At 50.2% G+C, this 17,527-nt stretch carries 20 protein-coding genes; 12 read left to right on the forward strand and 8 right to left on the reverse strand.

The window, feature by feature from the left end; genetic code table 11:
* Positions 1-17 precede the first annotated feature (17 nt).
* Complete coding sequence (gene uvrA, locus HZB31_07975; protein ID MBI5847870.1) at positions 18-2,528, reverse strand: excinuclease ABC subunit UvrA; 2,511 nt, start codon at positions 2,526-2,528, stop codon at positions 18-20.
* A gap of 48 nt (positions 2,529-2,576) precedes the next feature.
* On the opposite strand from uvrA, the gene HZB31_07980 reads away from it, so the two are divergent.
* From HZB31_07980 to HZB31_08000, 5 genes are all read left to right on the forward strand, one after another.
* Positions 2,577-3,437, forward strand: coding sequence for a UbiA family prenyltransferase (locus HZB31_07980; GenBank protein ID MBI5847871.1), 861 nt, complete (start codon positions 2,577-2,579; stop codon positions 3,435-3,437).
* Positions 3,434-4,024, forward strand: a complete 591-nt coding sequence (locus HZB31_07985) for a UbiX family flavin prenyltransferase (protein ID MBI5847872.1) — start codon at positions 3,434-3,436, stop codon at positions 4,022-4,024. The genes HZB31_07980 and HZB31_07985 overlap by 4 nt, the downstream gene beginning before the upstream one ends.
* Before the next feature lie 55 nt (positions 4,025-4,079).
* A complete protein-coding gene (locus HZB31_07990; protein MBI5847873.1) occupies positions 4,080-4,535 on the forward strand; it encodes a hypothetical protein in 456 nt (151 codons plus the stop codon).
* A gap of 133 nt (positions 4,536-4,668) precedes the next feature.
* Positions 4,669-5,046 carry a hypothetical protein gene (locus tag HZB31_07995; GenBank protein ID MBI5847874.1) on the forward strand — a complete coding sequence of 126 codons (378 nt, stop codon included), beginning with the start codon at positions 4,669-4,671 and terminating at the stop codon, positions 5,044-5,046.
* 87 nt (positions 5,047-5,133) lie between these two features.
* Complete coding sequence (locus tag HZB31_08000; protein ID MBI5847875.1) at positions 5,134-5,376, forward strand: hypothetical protein; 243 nt, start codon at positions 5,134-5,136, stop codon at positions 5,374-5,376.
* Positions 5,377-5,456: 80 nt separating this feature from the next.
* Here HZB31_08000 and HZB31_08005 read toward each other — a convergent pair whose 3' ends face one another.
* The 5 genes from HZB31_08005 to HZB31_08025 all read right to left on the reverse strand — a co-directional run bounded on the left by HZB31_08005 (position 5,457) and on the right by HZB31_08025 (position 11,378).
* A complete protein-coding gene (locus HZB31_08005) occupies positions 5,457-5,657 on the reverse strand; it encodes a cold-shock protein (protein ID MBI5847876.1) in 201 nt (66 codons plus the stop codon).
* A gap of 114 nt (positions 5,658-5,771) precedes the next feature.
* Positions 5,772-7,673: a molecular chaperone HtpG gene (gene htpG, locus HZB31_08010; GenBank protein ID MBI5847877.1), complete on the reverse strand. Its 1,902-nt coding sequence runs from the start codon at positions 7,671-7,673 to the stop codon at positions 5,772-5,774.
* Positions 7,674-7,843: 170 nt separating this feature from the next.
* Complete coding sequence (locus HZB31_08015) at positions 7,844-9,472, reverse strand: DUF3373 family protein (protein MBI5847878.1); 1,629 nt, start codon at positions 9,470-9,472, stop codon at positions 7,844-7,846.
* A gap of 61 nt (positions 9,473-9,533) precedes the next feature.
* Complete coding sequence (locus tag HZB31_08020; protein ID MBI5847879.1) at positions 9,534-9,851, reverse strand: hypothetical protein; 318 nt, start codon at positions 9,849-9,851, stop codon at positions 9,534-9,536.
* 69 nt (positions 9,852-9,920) lie between these two features.
* Positions 9,921-11,378: a tetrathionate reductase family octaheme c-type cytochrome gene (locus HZB31_08025; GenBank protein ID MBI5847880.1), complete on the reverse strand. Its 1,458-nt coding sequence runs from the start codon at positions 11,376-11,378 to the stop codon at positions 9,921-9,923.
* Positions 11,379-11,721: 343 nt separating this feature from the next.
* On the opposite strand from HZB31_08025, the gene HZB31_08030 reads away from it, so the two are divergent.
* The 5 genes from HZB31_08030 (at position 11,722) to HZB31_08050 (ending at position 14,223) form a co-directional block, all read left to right on the forward strand.
* On the forward strand, positions 11,722-12,780 hold the full coding sequence (locus HZB31_08030) for an amidohydrolase family protein (GenBank protein ID MBI5847881.1): 1,059 nt from the start codon (positions 11,722-11,724) through the stop codon (positions 12,778-12,780).
* An 85-nt stretch (positions 12,781-12,865) separates the two neighbouring features.
* Positions 12,866-13,144: a rhodanese-like domain-containing protein gene (locus HZB31_08035; protein ID MBI5847882.1), complete on the forward strand. Its 279-nt coding sequence runs from the start codon at positions 12,866-12,868 to the stop codon at positions 13,142-13,144.
* Positions 13,145-13,339: 195 nt separating this feature from the next.
* Positions 13,340-13,486 carry a hypothetical protein gene (locus HZB31_08040; protein ID MBI5847883.1) on the forward strand — a complete coding sequence of 49 codons (147 nt, stop codon included), beginning with the start codon at positions 13,340-13,342 and terminating at the stop codon, positions 13,484-13,486.
* A 48-nt stretch (positions 13,487-13,534) separates the two neighbouring features.
* Positions 13,535-13,708 carry a hypothetical protein gene (locus tag HZB31_08045; protein MBI5847884.1) on the forward strand — a complete coding sequence of 58 codons (174 nt, stop codon included), beginning with the start codon at positions 13,535-13,537 and terminating at the stop codon, positions 13,706-13,708.
* The gene (locus HZB31_08050) at positions 13,708-14,223 is read left to right on the forward strand and encodes a redoxin domain-containing protein (protein MBI5847885.1); all 516 of its coding nucleotides are present in this window, start codon (positions 13,708-13,710) and stop codon (positions 14,221-14,223) included. The genes HZB31_08045 and HZB31_08050 overlap by 1 nt, the downstream gene beginning before the upstream one ends.
* A gap of 68 nt (positions 14,224-14,291) precedes the next feature.
* Here HZB31_08050 and HZB31_08055 read toward each other — a convergent pair whose 3' ends face one another.
* Both HZB31_08055 and HZB31_08060 read right to left on the reverse strand, forming a co-directional pair.
* Positions 14,292-14,753 carry a hypothetical protein gene (locus tag HZB31_08055; protein MBI5847886.1) on the reverse strand — a complete coding sequence of 154 codons (462 nt, stop codon included), beginning with the start codon at positions 14,751-14,753 and terminating at the stop codon, positions 14,292-14,294.
* A gap of 18 nt (positions 14,754-14,771) precedes the next feature.
* The gene (locus tag HZB31_08060) at positions 14,772-15,632 is read right to left on the reverse strand and encodes a cytochrome c3 family protein (GenBank protein MBI5847887.1); all 861 of its coding nucleotides are present in this window, start codon (positions 15,630-15,632) and stop codon (positions 14,772-14,774) included.
* Between the two features lie 170 nt (positions 15,633-15,802).
* On the opposite strand from HZB31_08060, the gene HZB31_08065 reads away from it, so the two are divergent.
* Both HZB31_08065 and HZB31_08070 read left to right on the forward strand, forming a co-directional pair.
* Positions 15,803-16,342: a DUF4337 domain-containing protein gene (locus HZB31_08065; protein ID MBI5847888.1), complete on the forward strand. Its 540-nt coding sequence runs from the start codon at positions 15,803-15,805 to the stop codon at positions 16,340-16,342.
* 2 nt (positions 16,343-16,344) lie between these two features.
* Positions 16,345-17,514, forward strand: a complete 1,170-nt coding sequence (locus HZB31_08070) for a class I SAM-dependent rRNA methyltransferase (GenBank protein MBI5847889.1) — start codon at positions 16,345-16,347, stop codon at positions 17,512-17,514.
* Positions 17,515-17,527: the final 13 nt, after the last annotated feature.

The raw sequence follows: 17,527 nt of genomic DNA on the forward strand, positions 1-17,527 counted from the left end.
GCATGTCACGGAAAGGCCTAACAGACGCCAAGGCGTTCCCGCAAAAACCTGCCGGTATAGGACTCAGGGACCCTGCTTACTTGTTCGGGTGTTCCTGTGGCAAGAATTTCGCCCCCCTGGTCGCCTCCTTCAGGCCCGAGATCGATAATGAAGTCTGCAGACTTGATGACGTCCAGGTTGTGCTCTATCACCACAACAGTGTTGCCCCTGTCGACCAGCAGGGTAACGACGTCGAGCAGGCGCTGTATGTCTACGAAATGCAGACCCGTTGTCGGCTCGTCGAGGATATAGAGCGTATTGCCAGTTGCCCGCTTGCCGAGTTCTTTTGAGAGCCGTATCCTCTGGGATTCTCCGCCTGAAAGCGTTGTTGCGGACTGGCCCAACTGGATATAGCCAAGTCCGATCTCTTCGAGCATTTCGAGCTTCCTGCGCAGCAGCGGGATGTTTTCAAAGAAAAGCAGGGCGTCCGATACGGTCATATCAAGCAGTTCTGCAATGTTTTTGTTGCGGTACCGGATTTCGAGTGTTTCGTCGTTGTACCGTTCACCTTTGCACTTATCACACCGCACGTACACGTCAGGAAGAAAGTGCATCTCGACCTTGATCAGGCCGTTGCCCCGGCACGTTTCACATCTGCCGCCTTCGACATTGAAGCTGAAGCGGGAAGCAGAATAGCCGCGTTTTTTCGCCTCAGGCGCCAATGCAAATATATCTCTCATCAGGCCGAAGAACCCGGTATACGTTGCGGGGTTAGAACGCGGCGTCCTGCCTATCGGCGACTGATCAACGCTTATGACTTTGTCGATTTTTTCAAGGCCAATGATTTTATGATGCGCTCCTGCTGCACGTAGTCCTGACTGCCCCCTGGAAAAGACCTTTTCTGCAGCTCGCTGGAGGATATCAAATACGAGTGTGCTTTTGCCAGAGCCAGAGACGCCGGTAACGCAGGTGAAGCTCTTGAGCGGTATACGGATATCAATCTGTTTCAGATTATGCTCCGAGGCTCCCTGAATAACGATGAATTCTGTTGACGTTCTTCGTTCTTTTGGTATTTCGATCCTGCTGGCGCCGCTCAGGTATCTGCCGGTGGGCGAATCGCTGTTACGCTCAATCTCTGCAGGTGTGCCGGCTGCTACGACCCATCCGCCGTGGCTTCCTGCACCGGGGCCCATGTCCACGATATGGTCTGCCCACCGGATCGTCTCTTCATCATGTTCTACAACAATGACCGTATTGCCGGCATTCCTGACAGCGCTGAGACTTTCAAGGAGCTTTCCGCAGTCCCTCGGATGGAGTCCAATACTCGGCTCGTCCAGAACGTACAGCACGCCGGTCAGGGATGAGCCCATCTGTGTTGCCAGCCGCACTCTCTGCGATTCGCCGCCTGACAGAGTCACTGATGGCCTGTCGAGGGTGAGATACCCGATGCCGACTTTTGAGAGGAAAAAGAGACGGTCACTGATCTCCTTCAATATCCTTGAAGCAATGGTCTTTTCCCTCTCGGTGAACTTCAATTTCCCCAAAAATGTAAGGGCCTGATCTACGGACATCCTGCAGAACTCGGCAATATTAAGGCCATGGAACCTGACGCTCAGTGATTCCTTCTTCAGCCTGAGACCGTGGCATTCCCTGCAGAGCTTTTGTTCATCCAGATCGACAGCCTCCTCCAGGACATTCTCAAAGCCGAGGCCGCTGCAGGTTGGGCAGGCGCCGGCAGTGCTGTTGAATGAGAAGAAGCGGGGTACAATATCGGGATAGCTGATGCCGCATTTCGGGCAGGCGGCTGTCTTCGAAAAGAGAATGTCTTTATTACCATTAACCAGGTTCACGACCAGGGAGTCTGCGTATTTGAAGGCTGTCTCAACGGAATCGTTTAATTGACGCTCGATGCCCCTTTTGACGATCAGTCTGTCGATAACGATCTCGATCGTGTGGCGCTTCTGTTTTGCGAGGATAATGTTCTGCGTGAGGTCCTTCATCTCTCCGTCAATGCGGGCCCTTACAAACCCCTCGCTTCTCATCTCCTGAAGTTCCTTGCGGTAATTCCCTTTCCGGTCCCTGATAATCGGTGAGAGGCGCTGTATCCTTGTCCCCTCTGCCAGAGATAGCACGGCATGAATAATATTCTCTGCCTCCTGTGTTGATATCTCCACATTGCACCGGTAACAGAAGGCAGTGCCGAGTCTTGTGTAGAGCACACGGAGGTAGTCATAGATCTCGGTTATCGTGCCGAGCGTCGACCGCGGACTTCTGCTTACGGTCTTTTGGTCAATTGCAACAGACGGAGAAAGACCCTCGATGGAATCGACATCGGGCTTCTGCATCTGTTCAAGGAACTGCCGGGAATAGGGCGAGAGGCTCTCGACATATCTCCTCTGGCCTTCTGCATAAATGGTATCTATGGCGAGAGAGGATTTGCCGGATCCTGAAGGCCCGGTGATGACTGTTATGGCATCCCTCGGGATGGAGAGTTCCAGATTCTTGAGGTTGTGCTCTCTGGCGCCCTTTATCTTGATTAACGTCTGCATGGTTAAACTTTAGTATAACTGAAACACCGGTATTGTTTATAATGAGACATGAGTGCAGTTATTCAGAAAGTATCCCTTTATCTCAAAATGATCAAGTTTTCACATTCGATCTTTGCCCTCCCGTTTGCCTTTACCGCAGCGCTGATAGCAGCATCAGGAATTCCCCCGGCGGGCCGGATATTCTGGATCACGGTTGCCATGGTCGGTGCACGCTCGGGTGCCATGGGCCTAAACAGGATCATCGACCGCACGATTGACAGGGACAATCCACGAACGGCAGCACGGGAGATCCCGAAAGGAGTTATCAAGGTTACTGAGGCTGTCGGTTTTGTCGTATTGTCTTTCGGATGCATGATCGTTGCCGCCTTTATGTTGAACCCTCTCTGTCTGATGCTCTCACCCGTTGCCCTCGGCGTTCTTTTCCTTTACTCCTATACAAAGAGATTTACCTGGACAGCGCACTTTGTCCTTGGTCTGGCGATCTCGGCCGCCCCCCTTGGCGCCTGGGTGGCGGTCAGAGGAACATTTGATCCGACGGTCATCCCGCTTGCCGTTGCGGTGATTTTCTGGCTGGCGGGCTTTGATGTGCTCTATGCGCTTCAGGACCTGAAATTTGATCGGCAGTATGGCCTTTTTTCGATCCCGCAGAAATTCGGCGTCGGCAGATCGCTTATTCTGGCCCGGACATTTCATGCGGCGGCGTACGTGCTTCTTGTCCTCAATGGTTTACTCTTTGGATTGGGCGTTCTCTACTGGGCAGGCATGATCATCGTCGCCGGTCTATTTCTCTACGAACATTCACTTGTTAATAAAGATGATTTAAGCAGGCTCGACATGGCATTTTTTAATATGAACGGCTATATCAGCATGACCGTATTTCTGTTTACGCTTGCGGACTTTCTGATATGAAGAGGTTTGTCTTTGCGATTAGCGGCGCCTCTGGCTCCATCATAGGCATAAGGGTACTTCGGGAGCTTGTCAGGTCGTCAGAGATATATCTGATTATTTCCTCCGCATCTTTTTCGATGATCAGGGATGAGGCAGGTATGGATTGGCAGGCATCTACCGATGAGGCCATTGAAAAGAAGATCCGTGCATCCTTGAAGTCAAAGAAGATCCATTACTGCAACGAGCAGAATATGTCAGCACCAATATCAAGCGGTTCGTTCAGACATGACGGCATGTTCATTGTTCCCTGCTCCATGAAGACCCTGTCCGGGGTTGCTCAGGGGTATACTGAAAATCTGATACAGCGTGCTGCGGACGTTACGATAAAGGAGGAAAGGCCTCTGCTGCTTTCACCCAGGGAGATGCCGTTTAGTGCTATCCATCTCGAAAATATGCTGAAGCTTTCCCGGCTTGGGGTCAAGATCGCCCCGCCAGTCCCGGGTTTTTACCATGCACCCCGCACGATCGATGATATAATTGATTTTATGGCAGGCAAGATCCTTGATGCCATGGGTATTGACCACAACATTTATAAACGCTGGAGCTGAGCATTTTTTATAATCACTCAATCGGTCATTTGAATGGCCCGAATGGAGGGGGAAAATGAGAAAAAACGTCAGTATGTCACACACCCTGGTAATCCTTTTTTGTATTGCACTTATGATGCTATTATTATCTTCCTGCTCGCAATCCGTTCCCAAGTGCGAAGGCAGTAAAGCGGTTGATGCTGTCATTTATGCCGTCGGGCAGGACATCAGAAAGGACCTGAGCGGAGTGGCCGGAATCTCGGGTCCTGAATTGTCGGATGAGGAATGGAGGATGTTCAGGGCGGGGATGGTTATTACCGTGGATAATATGCGGGAGCAGGGATTTGATCAAGGCTCCGGTAAGAGAACGTGCGCCGGCAATGTTTCGATCCAGAACAGCGGCAAGACAGATATCATCCCCGTGACCTATGTCATTGAACTCGATTCCTCAGGAAATGTGAAGACCTCTGTCTCTGGCATTGAAGCCCGCAAAAAAGCGCCGGTCGGGCCGCTTATTCCGGATAAGCTTTAGCGCTGTGTTCCCCTGTACTGTGCTGCGGTCCTGGAGTGTATCCATTGCCGTCCTCTGGATGGTTTTTCTGCTGTCAGGATGCAATAGATCCGTATCCCAGGTCAAAATTACTGAAAGCGACATAAAAGGGGTAATGGATGCGGTCGAGAGTGCTACGGTTAACAGGGATATTGATGGTGTAATCAGACATCTCGCCCCTTTTGTTGTCATAACGCTCACGATGCAGACTCCGGAGGGTCCGGGAAGCGTTCAGTTTTCCCGCGACGATTACCGGGCAGAACTCGAAAAAACGTATGCTCAGGCCGTTCAGTATGAGTACAGACGTGAAAATACGGCAATCAGCATTCGGGATGACGGCAAGGTAGCGACCGTCGAGACGGACATACGGGAACGCATCGTTCTTCGCGACAGGGAGATGAAGACCATCACCCATGAAAAGGCTGTTCTGGAGACCATTGATGGAAAGCTGCTGGTAACCGTACTGGATGGCTTTGTCCGTCCCGACCGTTGAGGCTGCAATCACTTCGAACCATCACTGGTCATTTTTTTATATGATATATCTCATAGTCTTTTTCCTGTGGTCTGGTAAAATAGATATATGTTCAAGGAAGGATGCCCAGGAAGCGCAGAGATACGGAGCCCGTCACCGGAGGATATTATCTGCTTCTGGTGTGATGCCAGAAATGAGATATGGTCTGACGAGTCTGAGATGAAGTGCAAGAATTGCGGCAAACAGATTTCACGCGACATGAAGCCTTCCTGCATTGCATGGTGCCCTGCGGCAAAAGAATGTGTCGGAGCAGAGAAATACGAGCGGCTTATGAAGGCAATGACAAAGTAGTAAGCGCAGCAAGATAAGAAGGTGAAAAAAGCAAAGCCCCTTCAGGATCTGAAGGGGCTTTAAGTTATATTAGGCGAATATCAGGCTGCTGTTACGTTGACTGCCTTTGGGCCCTTGGGGCCGTCAGCAACCTCAAAATTGACTTCCTGTCCCTCTGCAAGGGTCTTAAAGCCGTTGGACTGGATCTCTGAAAAATGCACGAAAACATCCACTCCATCCTCACCGGTGATGAACCCGAAACCCTTGGACTCGTTGAACCACTTAACTTTTCCTTTCTGCATGCTGCTTGTTCCTCCTGAGATAATTTTTGGGCTCCGGATCGATATTCTAAGAGACGTCCGAAACCTGATGTAAATTATTGCACAGGAATTTTGGAGAAATCAAGCGTAATTACCCTAAAAGTGTTCTGCACTGTCAACCATGAGGCGCGAGATATTTTTTGCAAAGAGGGCAGGGTCCTTCGGCTTCAGTCCTGAAAGCAGGAGCGCCTGATCAAGGAGAAGCGACGTGTATTGGGCAAGGACAGGTGCGCTGCTGTCCTTATCGAAGATGCGGTTCATAGAGGCAAAGAGCGGGTGGGCCGGATTGATCTCGAGGACCTTCTTATGTTCAGGCACTTCCTGCCCCATCGCTTTCAGCATTTTTTCCATGCGCGGATCAAGATCGCCTTCGTCACCAACAAGGCAGCAGGGTGAATCTTTAAGTCTCCCTGAAAGGCGAACATCCTTTACATCCTCCTTTACCTGTTCCCTGATAAAGTCCATGAGCTTGCCGAACTGTTTCTTCTCCGCTTCATGATCAGCCGACTTGTCAAGGCTTATGTCGCCCTTGAGCACTGATTTGAACTTTTTGCCCCTATATTCAAAGCTGCTGAAGATGAAATCATCGATATCATCGGCCATGTAGAGCACTTCAAAGTCCTTATCGGCAAAGACCTCGAGGTACGGCGATGCCTTCATTTCCTGCAGCGAAGGGCCGGTTATGAAGTAGATATCGGTCTGGCCTTCTTTCATGGCAGAAATATATTCATCAAGAGTTCTGAATTTGCCCTCCTCTGTCTTTGAGGAGCTGAACAGGAGAAGGTCGGCAATGCTCTCTTTCTTTGCGAAGTCCAGGTGCAGGCCTTCTTTCATTACTCTGCCGAACTCATTGTAGAATTTTAGGAATTTGTCATAATCGGCCTGTTTCATTTCAGCGAGGGTATCGAGAATTTTCTTCGTGATATTGTTTTTTATGACTGTAATCTGCCGGTTGTTTTGGAGGATCTCGCGCGAAACATTGAGCGGCAGGTCTGACGAATCGACTACGCCCTTTACGAACCTCAGATAGGAAGGGATAAGCTCTTCACAGTGGTCCATGATCTGGACTTTTCTGACATACAGGGCAGGTCCTACCTTGAACTCTTTGTAGAAAATGTCGAGCGGCGCATGCGACGGCAAGTAGAGCAGACAGGTGAATTCTGATGTGCCTTCAGCCTTATAGTGGATGGTCTTGAGAGGATCAGAGAAATCATGGGACAGGTGCTTGTAAAATTCGCTATGCTCGCTGTCGGTGATTTCCGCTTTGTCCCTGAGCCAGATCGCCTTGCCTGTATTGATCTGTTCCTCTTTCTTTACTTTTACCTTCAGGGTCTTGTCGAGAGCCGATTCTTCTTCCCTCTCTACCTCAAGCATGATGGGATATTCGATATAATCGGAGTATTTCCTTACCACGTCCCTGATCTGCCATTCGTCCAGGTATGCCTTTTCGTCCTGCTTAATATGCAGGATGACGTCTGTACCGGGCGTCTCTTTTGTGAATTCCTCAACCGTGAATGTTCCGTCGGCTGTGGACTCCCACTTTATCCCGGTCATGTCCTTTGAGCCGGCCTTCCGCGAAAGCAGCGTGACGCGGTCGCAGATCATATACGCAGAGTAGAAGCCGACGCCGAACTGGCCGATCAGGTCAGGGCTGTCCTTGATCGCCTTTTCCTTCAGTGTGGCGAGAAATTCTTTTGTTCCCGAGTGGGCTATGGTCCCCAGAGCCTTGATCGCCTCGTCCCTGGTCATGCCTATGCCGTTGTCGCTGATCGTCAGGGTTGCAGCATCCTTGTCCGCAGATATCCTGATCTTCCACTGCCCTTTCTGCTCAAGAATATCAGCATTGGTAAGCGACTCATATCTTGCCTTGTCTATGGCGTCAGAGGCATTGGAGAGCAGTTCCCGGATGCTTATTTCCTTGTGGGAATACAATGAGTGGATCATAAGATCCAGCAACTGGTTGACTTCTGTCTTGAATTCGAACTTCTCGGTTGTCATCTGTCATAACCTCTTTCTTTATGTTTATTAGCACTCTTCGGCTCTGAGTGCTAACTTATTTATATTACAAAGTAATTTGTCATGTCAAGGATAATGCGATTGAAACAGTGAAAAGATTTCAGCGGATCAGGGGAAAGGCTGGAGGGGCCTGTGCGGCCCCTCCAGATGTCTCAGAATTCTACATCAAAGGTAAGATAGATGTTGTTTGCTTTCCTCAGAGTTGGATACATCTGCGTGTCCATAGGATTCATGGTATTTAAGTCGCTGATTTTTCTCGGTTCTCCAAGCCACCCGTTGCTGCCGGTATAGTTGAAATTATAGTGCTGAAATCCGAGTCTTACAAAGGCCTTGCCCAGCTTTGAGATCGGCTTGCTCTTGATCTCCTGGATCAGGTAGGCCTCATACACATCGCCCCTAGTGCCGAGTTTGCTTGCCCACATATCATCTGCCGCAGGAGCAAAGGCGATCCAGTATTTGGAGCCATGGTTGTATTCCAGTCCGATCTTGGTGCCGGTGGCTTTGACATCATACCGTGCGCCGAGATAAAACGCTGAGCCGGTATGGTTCTCTTTCGACGTTCCGTCGTTTAAAAGACCATAATCACCGGAAAACTGCATATCTGCTGCATCGAATATGGCGTTTCCGTTCATATCCATATAGCCAAAAGGCATAGAATACGTCTTGCCGCTGGGATGGGACCTGCTCATGGCTGCCGATGCGAAAAGGTTTAGGTCTCCGGGCCCAATATTATTGACCTTACCCATTACGAGGCTGCCGAACTGGTCTATATCTCCGACGTTTGCCTGCACATTTCCCCAGGCAGCTATCGGCGGGTTGCTCATCATATTAAAGGCCCTGTTCCACTGCAGCTCAACGCGGAGATTTTCCGTGTCATACGGAACAACGTTCAGGCCAATAAGGTCAGTATCTTTCAATCCGTTGTTCATCGGCCTCATGCCACTGTCGAAACCCCTGCCGTAGAAGAGCTTAGCATAGGCGCCTGGAAGGATATCAATGTCAGGTGCAACGCCGAGCGTCATGCCGTCAAAGGCGTAGTCTACAAGCAGAGCTGGGACTCCGGAATTTCCGCTGTATTCCCTGTTCTGCCTGAGATTGGAGGGAACTCCGCCGGTAGAGGGTCTTCTGCCGACAGAGAACCAGATCGGCTGGTTGGCAATGTTGCTCCAGGTTGCAAAGGCCTGATCAACCCGCAGCACACTGTCCTGGGGGATGTGACTTACGTTGCCGTCAAACACACCGGACTTCTCAGGAGAGAAGAACTGGTCAGAGACTGCGCTTGAGTCGCTTCCGCCAAAGGTCTTATACATGAGCAGTCTGGCCTTGACCGTGATATCTTCTGTAGCCCTTGCCCTGAGGTTCAGTCCGAAACGGTTTGTCATGAGCGTGTCGTTTTTCGGCTCGTAGCTGCTTACGGGCCTTGAATATGTGTACATGGCTACGCCGGGAATCGGCGAGGGCAGGGGGCCATACTGGGTCGTGGGATCATACTGCATATAATCGTGTACATCACCCTTCAAAGAGTCGAGTCTGAAGCGATAGTCGCCGCCGATCTCGAGCCAGGAAGGCTTCTTTGCCTCATCTGTCTTCTTCTCGACCTTGGTAATCCTCTGCTCTTTTACGTCGTCCTTTTTCTGGATCTCCTGCATCTGCTGTTTTACCTTGTCCAGTTCCCTGGTCAGATCCTCAATCTTTTTAATGAGGTCTGCCTGGTCAAGAGCAAAAGCAGGGTGAGGGACCAGAAGGGCCAGAGCGATCATTGCTGCAAAAAATAATCTCATGCTACACCTCCATTATATATTGCCCGATCCGTATTATCGGCCCGGGTGCCTGGTCTGTTGCCTAACAGCCGGGCTTTGTACCTTTCAGGTCGTTTGCACCGTCAATGACGTTTTTGCCGTCTTTTACGGTATATCTGATCTTTACCTCATCATCCTTAAAGAGGCGGTCATCGAGCTTTATCAGTGCCTTCTCGTTCTTAATCACAAAGTTCATCTCTTTGCCGTCCTCGGTCTTGATGAGAAGCGTTTTTGCCTCAAGGTCATAGTCCTTGATCTTGCCCTTAATGCTTAGTTTCTCCTCTGCGAACGAAAACCCTGCGAACAGGCCAATGCAGAATACCGCCATCACTGCAACCGTCAACAACTGCTTTGCTTTCATCTGTCCTCCTTTTCCCTCTATGGGGAAAGGGGAGGGCGAATCTCTCCGCCGACCCCTTTTAAAATTACGCTATTTGCGGGCCGCTGTTTTCTTCCCGGTTATTGAAGACGACTCGTTGAAGGTCCTGATACCTACCTTCATTGGATCGCCATCATAGCCGAGGGTTTTCCAGTCGAGACGTCTGCCTTCCATGTGGCAGTCTTTGCATTTTAGTGCCTGATCCTTTGGGGCTACCTCATGATTAATGCTCCCGTAGAAGGCAGTTTCAACGAATTGATGCTTGCCGCTATAGGGAAGTCCCGAGCCCTTGGCTCCGTCAATAAGACCCTTTTCCCAGTTAAAATGATCCCAAATGCCCTTATAGGTCTGCGGAATGAGAAGATAATTGAACTGACTGTCCATAGGCTGCTTTCCGGTATGAACTTTAAAGGGGTAGATCTTTGCGTTGCGGTCTGTTATGCTTCCGGTCGGTCTTGATATGTATAATATCTTTGCCGGATCTTTGATCTTGTCGCCTTTCATATACCGCTCTATCTTGCCGTCATACCAGGCATAGGTCGGGATCACATTCATTGCCCAGATAAAATTACCTTTATGTTTTGCGTAGGTCTCTTTGCCGAACTGTTCTTCCGGCTCTATGTCTTTGCCGAGGGTAGACCAATCCCAACGCATCTTGGTTGCCTGTCCCCTTGCGAAAGCCGGTATATGGCATGTCTGGCAGGCGACTGTCAGCGTATGTTGGGTGAGGATTTTTTTCGATGCCGAGTCCTTGTGCGGGTCTCTGTGGCAGTCTTCGCAGCTTACCCTGCCGTCGTTGGTGGCGAGAAAAGTCGAAGCTCCTGCAATCTTATGTTCCTTGACCGTGTGACAGCCCTGACAGGACATGTCTGTGATGCCGCCCATATGAACGTCATGGTCGCGCGTCGGTTTTGCCATGGTCGAATCCAGGTCGCCGTGTTTGACCGCATCCCCGCCTCCGCCATAGAAGTGGCAGACGCCGCAGTTATCCCGGTTTGGTGAGGCAACGCTCTGGGCTGCCTTTGTGAGTGACATTTTGCCCTGCTCCATGAGCTTGCGGTCAGGTTCTCCGGCAAGACCTTTTCGATAGTTTCCCTCCTTTGCATGGCAGATAAGGCAGTCTATCTTGGTCTTGTCCGTGAAGGAGAAGGTATTATCCACCCAGCCATAGCTCGGATGGCATTTGGCGCAAAACTCTTCGTTCGCGCACTTTTCACCGCCCTGTATGGAGATGCAGAAATTGTTGATCATGTTCAGCTTGCCGTATTCTTCCCTGCTGTTTTCCATTCCTTTGATCGTTTTAGGGAGCCCCTTCCATTTCCAGTGAGGTGTTTTCATGAAATCCTCTGCCTGTTTGGCATGGCACTGCAGGCAGGTTTTTGTTACATCCTCGCCAGATTTGAAGGGGCCCTTCAGATACTGCGCGTGGTCAACAGCATGCGAGATAGCGGAATTCATGCAGATGGTGATGATAACCGCTGATACTATGCCGAGAACTGTAGTTTTCATGCAGACCTCCTGCCCAATGGGCATTCAACGAACAATGCGTTAATAAGAAATGAATGGTTGTCTGTTTGGCAGCGGCTGAGGAGGGGAATGTTGAATGAATATTCGCAGGAACAGGATTGTCTGCTGCAACAGATATGCATTCTCCTGATGAATACTTTTTCATCAGTTGTACTCTGCCATACTGGTAATTGAGAAGTCAATAAGTTTATTAACTGTAAGATATAGCATATATGATGTTTATAATTATAGTGTGTGGCAGTTTCGTTCCTGATCTCTGACTGATAAGGCCAAACTCAGCAGACAATGCGTCCGACAACGCTGTCTATGGTAAAATCCGGTGAGAATGAAACAGAAAGAAAAGATAAGAATATGCAAAGTCAGGGGTATATTGAGGTCAGATGTCATTGATCTATCGGCCCAGCTTCTGAGCATCCGTAGTGGGATAATCTGGTCCTTTTCAGCAGAACAGAATCCTGGATCCGGCATTGAGATTGAAGATTTCGGTCAGTGTATTATTGCGCCGCTTTTTTGTGATTACCACCTGCATTTTTCCCGCGAATCAGCGGGCCAGCCAGAAGACGCAGGAAAGCAGCTCCTCAGACATGGCATAGGCAGGGCGTTTGAAGGTGGTGATAAAGCATGTCATGGGCTAGCGGTCAGAGATATGCGTAAGGGCAGACCTGAAATCAGGTCTGCAGGCTATGCCATATTTAAGAAGGGAGGATATGGCACCGCCATCGGCAGGGGTGTTGATGGTGTTGAGGAAGCCTTTATGATGATTGATGAACTCCATGACTTGTCGGTTGATTATATCAAGGTCATCCATTCCGGCCTTTACGAACCCGACTCAGGCCAGATTTCTGCAGGCGGCTTTGAGGCGGCAGAGCTGATGAGAATCGTGGATTATGCAAGGGGAAAAGGTCTTGATGTCTATTGTCATGCCAATGGTGAAAAGGCGGTGAAGGAGGCGGTTGATGCAGGCGTAGCGGCCATCGTGCACGGCCTGTATACGAGTGATGAAGCCTTTGCCGAAATGGCAGAGAAAAACGTGGCATTCATCCCGACTGTCCATGCATTTCAGTGCCTGCACGCCATCGCAAAGACCGACGCTGCAAGAAAGAACATAGACAAAACAGTCGATGCCCATCTGTCTGCTGTCAGCAGGGCATTTAACCACAGGGTTCGGCTGCTGCCCGGCAGCGACTCTGGACCAAAGTTCATACCGTATGGCAGTGCCTATATCGAGGAACTCAGGCTCTTTCTCAGAGCCGGTATCCCTTTTGAAGAGGTGATACGCTCCTCCGCAGCCTCGGTCCTGACCGAAGGTGTTCCTGCTGATTTCGTGCTGCTTGACGGCCTGTCTGTTGCGCATGTCGTTATTCGTGGCCGGTTCCTGCAGTAGCGGGCGTCCGGCACTGCCAAAATAGGCAGCATATCTGTTACGATAATAGTCAAGGAAAATTGAAACTGTCAAAAGGAGATATACCATGAAAAAGAACTTTTTCCTGCTGATCGGATTGCTTATGTTCAGCTGCACGCTGGCTTCTGCCGAGGGCTTCAAAATTGTCAGTGCAGACGAGCTCAAGAAGCTGATGGATGCAAAGAAGCAGATCGTGGTCGTAGATACCCGCACAGAGCAGGAGTTTGCACAGGGACACCTACCGAAAGCGATAAATATCCCGCCCGAGAAAGTAAATGCTATCAACACGCTGCTACCAAAGAGCAAAAATGTCCCCCTTGTGTTTTATTGCAGGGGAGCGGGCTGAGGCCTTTCCACGCAGGCTGCGGTCGCAGCCGAGAAAGCAGGATACCATAATCTGCAGGTCTTCCAGGGCGGCTATCCTGAATGGACTGCAAAGGGTTATAAGACAGTGACCAGATAATTACTGCGTGGGCCATTGTCGTCTGCAGCTGCTATTTGCTGTTAAGAAATCTGTAACGATAGAGTAGGGGAGGAGACCATGAGGCGAACAGGTATTCTGTTAATGTTTCTTTTGTTGTTCAGCGCGTCTGCGTATGCCGGTGATGGCAGAGCAGCCGGGACTGCTGACCGCGTTGAAAGGCAGACAGGAGATGTAAGAGTTGTCGTTTACATGACAACCTGGTGAACGTACTGTAGAAAGGCCCGTGAGGACCTTAAGAGATTAGGCGTAAATCTGGTTGAATACGACGTTGAAAAGGACGAAGCAAAAAAAAAGGAAATGAAGAAGCTGACGGGCGGCTCGAGTATGGTACCGGTCATCGATGTTGAGGGAATCGTCATCAGGGGATATGATGCCGATGAAATACTCTCTGCCGTTGAGAAAAAGAGGAAGGGGGCCCGTCAATAATGCGGCAGCTCTCCTCTGTCCTTGTTCTGCTTATCGGTGCCGTGATCTTTTCCCCCTCGCCGGCCTGTTCGGTCAGTAGCGGTGAAGCAGCCCCGGCATTTGAGCTTTCCGACCTTCAGGGCAGAAGGCATATGCTTTCTGATTATCAGGGAAAAGCAGTTCTGATCAACTTCTGGGCAAGCTGGTGCAAGGAATGTATTACCGAAATGCCGTCGCTGAACAGTCTCTATGAACAGTTCAGCAGACAGGGGCTTGCGGTGCTTGGCGTGACAGTCGACAGAAGCGCCGAAGAAGCCGGGGCTGCTGCAAAGAAGGCTGGTATCACCTTCCCGGTACTCCTTGATACCAAAGGTGAGGTCTTTATAAAAAAATATGCAGCGATGGGCCTGCCGACAACAATTATGATAGACAGGAAGGGCGTTGTAAGGGATATCTTTGTCGGTACACAGGATTTTCAGGATAAGGAGATAAAAGATAAGGTGGGTGCTTTGGTAAAGGAACACCATACCCGCTGAATGGTATGCCTTCTGAAGTGCCGTATCCTCACTCCGCTTCAGTGGCAAAGCAGCGGTCCTTTTCCATTTCAGAACATGGCAGCCGTTTTTTCTTCGTTACAGACCGATTGATACATATCATAATAGATGCTTTTGTCCTCTATATTCCGCCAGTCAGCCCTGGAGCGGTGGCGTGAAGCGATAATGTTGCTGTCATCCCTGAAGAATATCGTTGTAATGCTTCTGTAACGGCTCATCCTGCAGTCTATCTCAGAGAGGTATCCGATATATTCGAGATCGCTGCTGTTTTTCCTCATTCCCTTCAACTGCTGCTCTGCAGCCTGAAATACGTCAGAACCCCTGTGCGGAAACAGATAAAGCCAGGCGCTCACCGTAGCACCGTCGAGGCGGGTGACGGTCTTTTCGTTTATATGCAGATCATCCCTGAGTGCTCTCCATCCATCGGGCAGATCAGCTGAAAAGGCCGGTATAAGCGGCAGTGACAATAACAATATCAGCCACATAAGGATCATCACAGGTCTCTGTTTCATGCTTTTCTCCTTGTATTGTTATTTGTTTAGATGACAGCCTGTGCAGATACGCCCTTTGCTGAGCCGCAGTTTCTTGTACGTGTCTGCGCCGACTGCAGCAGAGCTTTTTACGATGATACCTGCCTGATGAGGATTATGACAGGTTGAACAGGTGATCCTGCCCCTGTTGAGCAGCGGAAGCAGTACGCCTTCATCTTTGGCATGCTGCTTCATGAATGCCAGCGTCTGGCGGCGCGGCTTGGCCTGAAAATGAGCATTAAAGAAACCGGCAGGCATTGGCGGATGACACCGCCAGCAGATGAATGCCACATCAGCCCTGAATATGACCTGTATGCGGGTGCTTTGTTGATCAGGGACTACGGCATGACAGACGAGGCAGACCGGTCCGTTGTTAATGGTCCGAATGGACCCGTCAGGTTCTTTCATGACATGGGGATTAAAGCTCAGATCAAGATCGAGTGTATGGCATCGTGAGCATATCTCCCTTCGGTCAGCATAAGGTGCACCGCGCAGCAGTTTGGGGTTGGAGAGCAGGTTCGTCCCGTGAGCCTCATGACAGGTAAGACACTGCATCTCACCGTCTATCAGCGGAAACCTGCTGTCTATGTCCCTGTCAGGGGTAAATTGTACCGGGTGATGGGTTTCGCCATAGTGGTGGCAATCCATGCAGACTGAGGACATGTCCAGCTCAGGTGCCACTGCTGCTGCCGCGTCATAAGCCGGCGTAGATGTCCGGTGGCACATAATGCAGTCAGTATGATACTGATCAATGGCCTCCTGAACTGCTTCACTTCCGCTTGCAGCGCAGAGAAGAAACGCTGACAGGAGAATTGGAGAAAAAGTAATGTGCCGCATCCATCCATACGCTGCTGCTTTCATTCGCTGCCTCCATGTATAAGGATTTAGGTGGAATGCGGCCCTATTGTTGCTGTTGAAGATGAAAACAGGGTGAACTCTGCATGAGGTTTATTTCATAAACGATTGCCTTAACCCAAAAAAGATCGATATAATCTTAAATTCCGGATTCACGAAGACGACTGGAGGTATGTATGGCAGAAGAGAAGAAAGAACGCTGGCTCAATTACCTTGCACTTACAACCGTTATATTTGCGGTCTGCGCAACGCTTTCTACATTCAAGGGAGGCGGCCATTCCACAAAGGCCGTGCTGAGCCAGACCATGGCGTCAGACCAGTGGGCCTATTACCAGTCAAAGAGCATTAAAGGCTATCTCTATGAACTCCAGAAGGAGGAGCTGGAACTTCAGCTGAAGGCGCAGGGCGCCAGGGTTACTCCGGTGATGAGGGATGAGTTTGCAAAGAAGATCGTCTCCTATGGAGATAAAATAAAGAAGTATGAAGGCGAGAAGGAGAAGATACAGGCCGACGCAAAGGCCTTTGAGGAAAAGAGGGACACTGCGCAGAAGCACCAGCAGGCCTTCGGAGTTGCGGTCATATTCCTTCAGATCGCGATTCTGCTGTCATCGGTTGCAGCGCTTCTGAAGAAGAAGCCGCTCTGGCTGGTGAGTCTCGGCGCCGGCGTTGCGGGCCTGGTCTATTTTGCCAATGGTTTTCTCCTGTTCATGAAGTAAGCATGATGCAGAAGGTCCATCTTACCAGAACAAAACGGCTGCTTGGCGGTCATCTCTGGGTCTTTTCGAATGAACTGCATGAGAGCCCCAAAAACTATACACCGGGTTCCCTTGTCGAAGTGTATGACATGCGCGGGGATTTCCTCGGTACCGGATATATCAACCCCAACAGTCTTATCGCCGTCAGGCTTCTTACGCGCGAAAGAAAGAACATCGACAAGGATTTTTTGAGAGTGCGGATTCAGGCTGCCATTGCCCTGAGAAAAAGACTGACAGTCGGCAGTGACGCCTGCCGGCTCGTATTCAGCGAAGGCGATTACCTGCCCGGTCTTATTGCCGATCTCTATGGAACGTGCCTTGTTCTGCAGTTTCTTACCTGCGGCATGGAAGCCATGAAAGATCTGGTAATCGAACTGTTCGATGAACTTATCAAGCCAGAAATTATTGTCCTTAGGAACGAAGGCCGGGTTCGATCTCTTGAGGGTCTGGACCGGTACAAAGAGGTTGTAAAAGGCAGTCTTGAGAGTCTTCCGGTGGTCCGTGAGGACGACATATCTTTTGAGATCGATCCCTATGAAGGCCAGAAGACCGGTTTTTTCCTTGACCAGCGGGACAACAGGGTCTCCCTGAAACGATACATCAGGGAAGGGAAGGGTCTGGACCTCTTCTGCTATAACGGCGGCTGGTCAATGCACCTCGCATCTGCCGGAGCGGAAATTACCTGTGTCGATTCCTCAGACAGGGCGATTGCCCACGCCCGGCGAAACGCTGAACTGAATAATCTCGGCAGCAGGATCGATTACGCGGTTGAAGACGTTTTTGCCTATCTTGAAAAGGAACTCGGAAAGGGAGAGAGAAGATACGATTTCATCGTCCTTGATCCTCCTGCCTTTGTAAAGAGCGCAGGCAAGCTGAAAGAAGCGGCAAAAGCCTATCGTGAGGTCAATGAGATCTGCATGAGGCTTATCAGACCTGGCGGCATGCTCGCCTCATCTTCCTGCTCGTATCATATGGGCAGAGAGCTGTTTGTCGATACGCTGAACACTGCCGCAAAGAATGCCCGCCGCAGCCTGAGGCTGATCGAACTGCGTTCTCAGGCACCTGATCATCCCGTGCTCCTTTCTATGCCGGAAACTGCATATCTCAAGTGTGCCTTTCTTCTTGTTGACTGACCGCGGCTGCGCT

The sequence above is a fragment of the Nitrospirota bacterium genome (assembly GCA_016235245.1).
Classification (GTDB): Bacteria; Nitrospirota; Thermodesulfovibrionia; order Thermodesulfovibrionales; family UBA6898; genus UBA6898.

Excerpts from the sequence above, each read along its gene's own strand:
- uvrA (MBI5847870.1), bottom strand. The coding sequence starts at position 2,528 with ATGCAGACGTTAATCAAGATAAAGGGCGCCAGAGAGCACAACCTCAAG.
- HZB31_07980 (MBI5847871.1), top strand. The coding sequence starts at position 2,577 with ATGAGTGCAGTTATTCAGAAAGTATCCCTTTATCTCAAAATGATCAAG.
- HZB31_07985 (MBI5847872.1), top strand. The coding sequence starts at position 3,434 with ATGAAGAGGTTTGTCTTTGCGATTAGCGGCGCCTCTGGCTCCATCATA.
- HZB31_07990 (MBI5847873.1), top strand. The coding sequence starts at position 4,080 with ATGAGAAAAAACGTCAGTATGTCACACACCCTGGTAATCCTTTTTTGT.
- HZB31_07995 (MBI5847874.1), top strand. The coding sequence starts at position 4,669 with ATGGATGCGGTCGAGAGTGCTACGGTTAACAGGGATATTGATGGTGTA.
- HZB31_08000 (MBI5847875.1), top strand. The coding sequence starts at position 5,134 with ATGTTCAAGGAAGGATGCCCAGGAAGCGCAGAGATACGGAGCCCGTCA.
- HZB31_08005 (MBI5847876.1), bottom strand. The coding sequence starts at position 5,657 with ATGCAGAAAGGAAAAGTTAAGTGGTTCAACGAGTCCAAGGGTTTCGGG.
- htpG (MBI5847877.1), bottom strand. The coding sequence starts at position 7,673 with ATGACAACCGAGAAGTTCGAATTCAAGACAGAAGTCAACCAGTTGCTG.
- HZB31_08015 (MBI5847878.1), bottom strand. The coding sequence starts at position 9,472 with ATGAGATTATTTTTTGCAGCAATGATCGCTCTGGCCCTTCTGGTCCCT.
- HZB31_08020 (MBI5847879.1), bottom strand. The coding sequence starts at position 9,851 with ATGAAAGCAAAGCAGTTGTTGACGGTTGCAGTGATGGCGGTATTCTGC.
- HZB31_08025 (MBI5847880.1), bottom strand. The coding sequence starts at position 11,378 with ATGAAAACTACAGTTCTCGGCATAGTATCAGCGGTTATCATCACCATC.
- HZB31_08030 (MBI5847881.1), top strand. The coding sequence starts at position 11,722 with ATGAAACAGAAAGAAAAGATAAGAATATGCAAAGTCAGGGGTATATTG.
- HZB31_08035 (MBI5847882.1), top strand. The coding sequence starts at position 12,866 with ATGAAAAAGAACTTTTTCCTGCTGATCGGATTGCTTATGTTCAGCTGC.
- HZB31_08040 (MBI5847883.1), top strand. The coding sequence starts at position 13,340 with ATGAGGCGAACAGGTATTCTGTTAATGTTTCTTTTGTTGTTCAGCGCG.
- HZB31_08050 (MBI5847885.1), top strand. The coding sequence starts at position 13,708 with ATGCGGCAGCTCTCCTCTGTCCTTGTTCTGCTTATCGGTGCCGTGATC.
- HZB31_08055 (MBI5847886.1), bottom strand. The coding sequence starts at position 14,753 with ATGAAACAGAGACCTGTGATGATCCTTATGTGGCTGATATTGTTATTG.
- HZB31_08060 (MBI5847887.1), bottom strand. The coding sequence starts at position 15,632 with ATGAAAGCAGCAGCGTATGGATGGATGCGGCACATTACTTTTTCTCCA.
- HZB31_08065 (MBI5847888.1), top strand. The coding sequence starts at position 15,803 with ATGGCAGAAGAGAAGAAAGAACGCTGGCTCAATTACCTTGCACTTACA.
- HZB31_08070 (MBI5847889.1), top strand. The coding sequence starts at position 16,345 with ATGATGCAGAAGGTCCATCTTACCAGAACAAAACGGCTGCTTGGCGGT.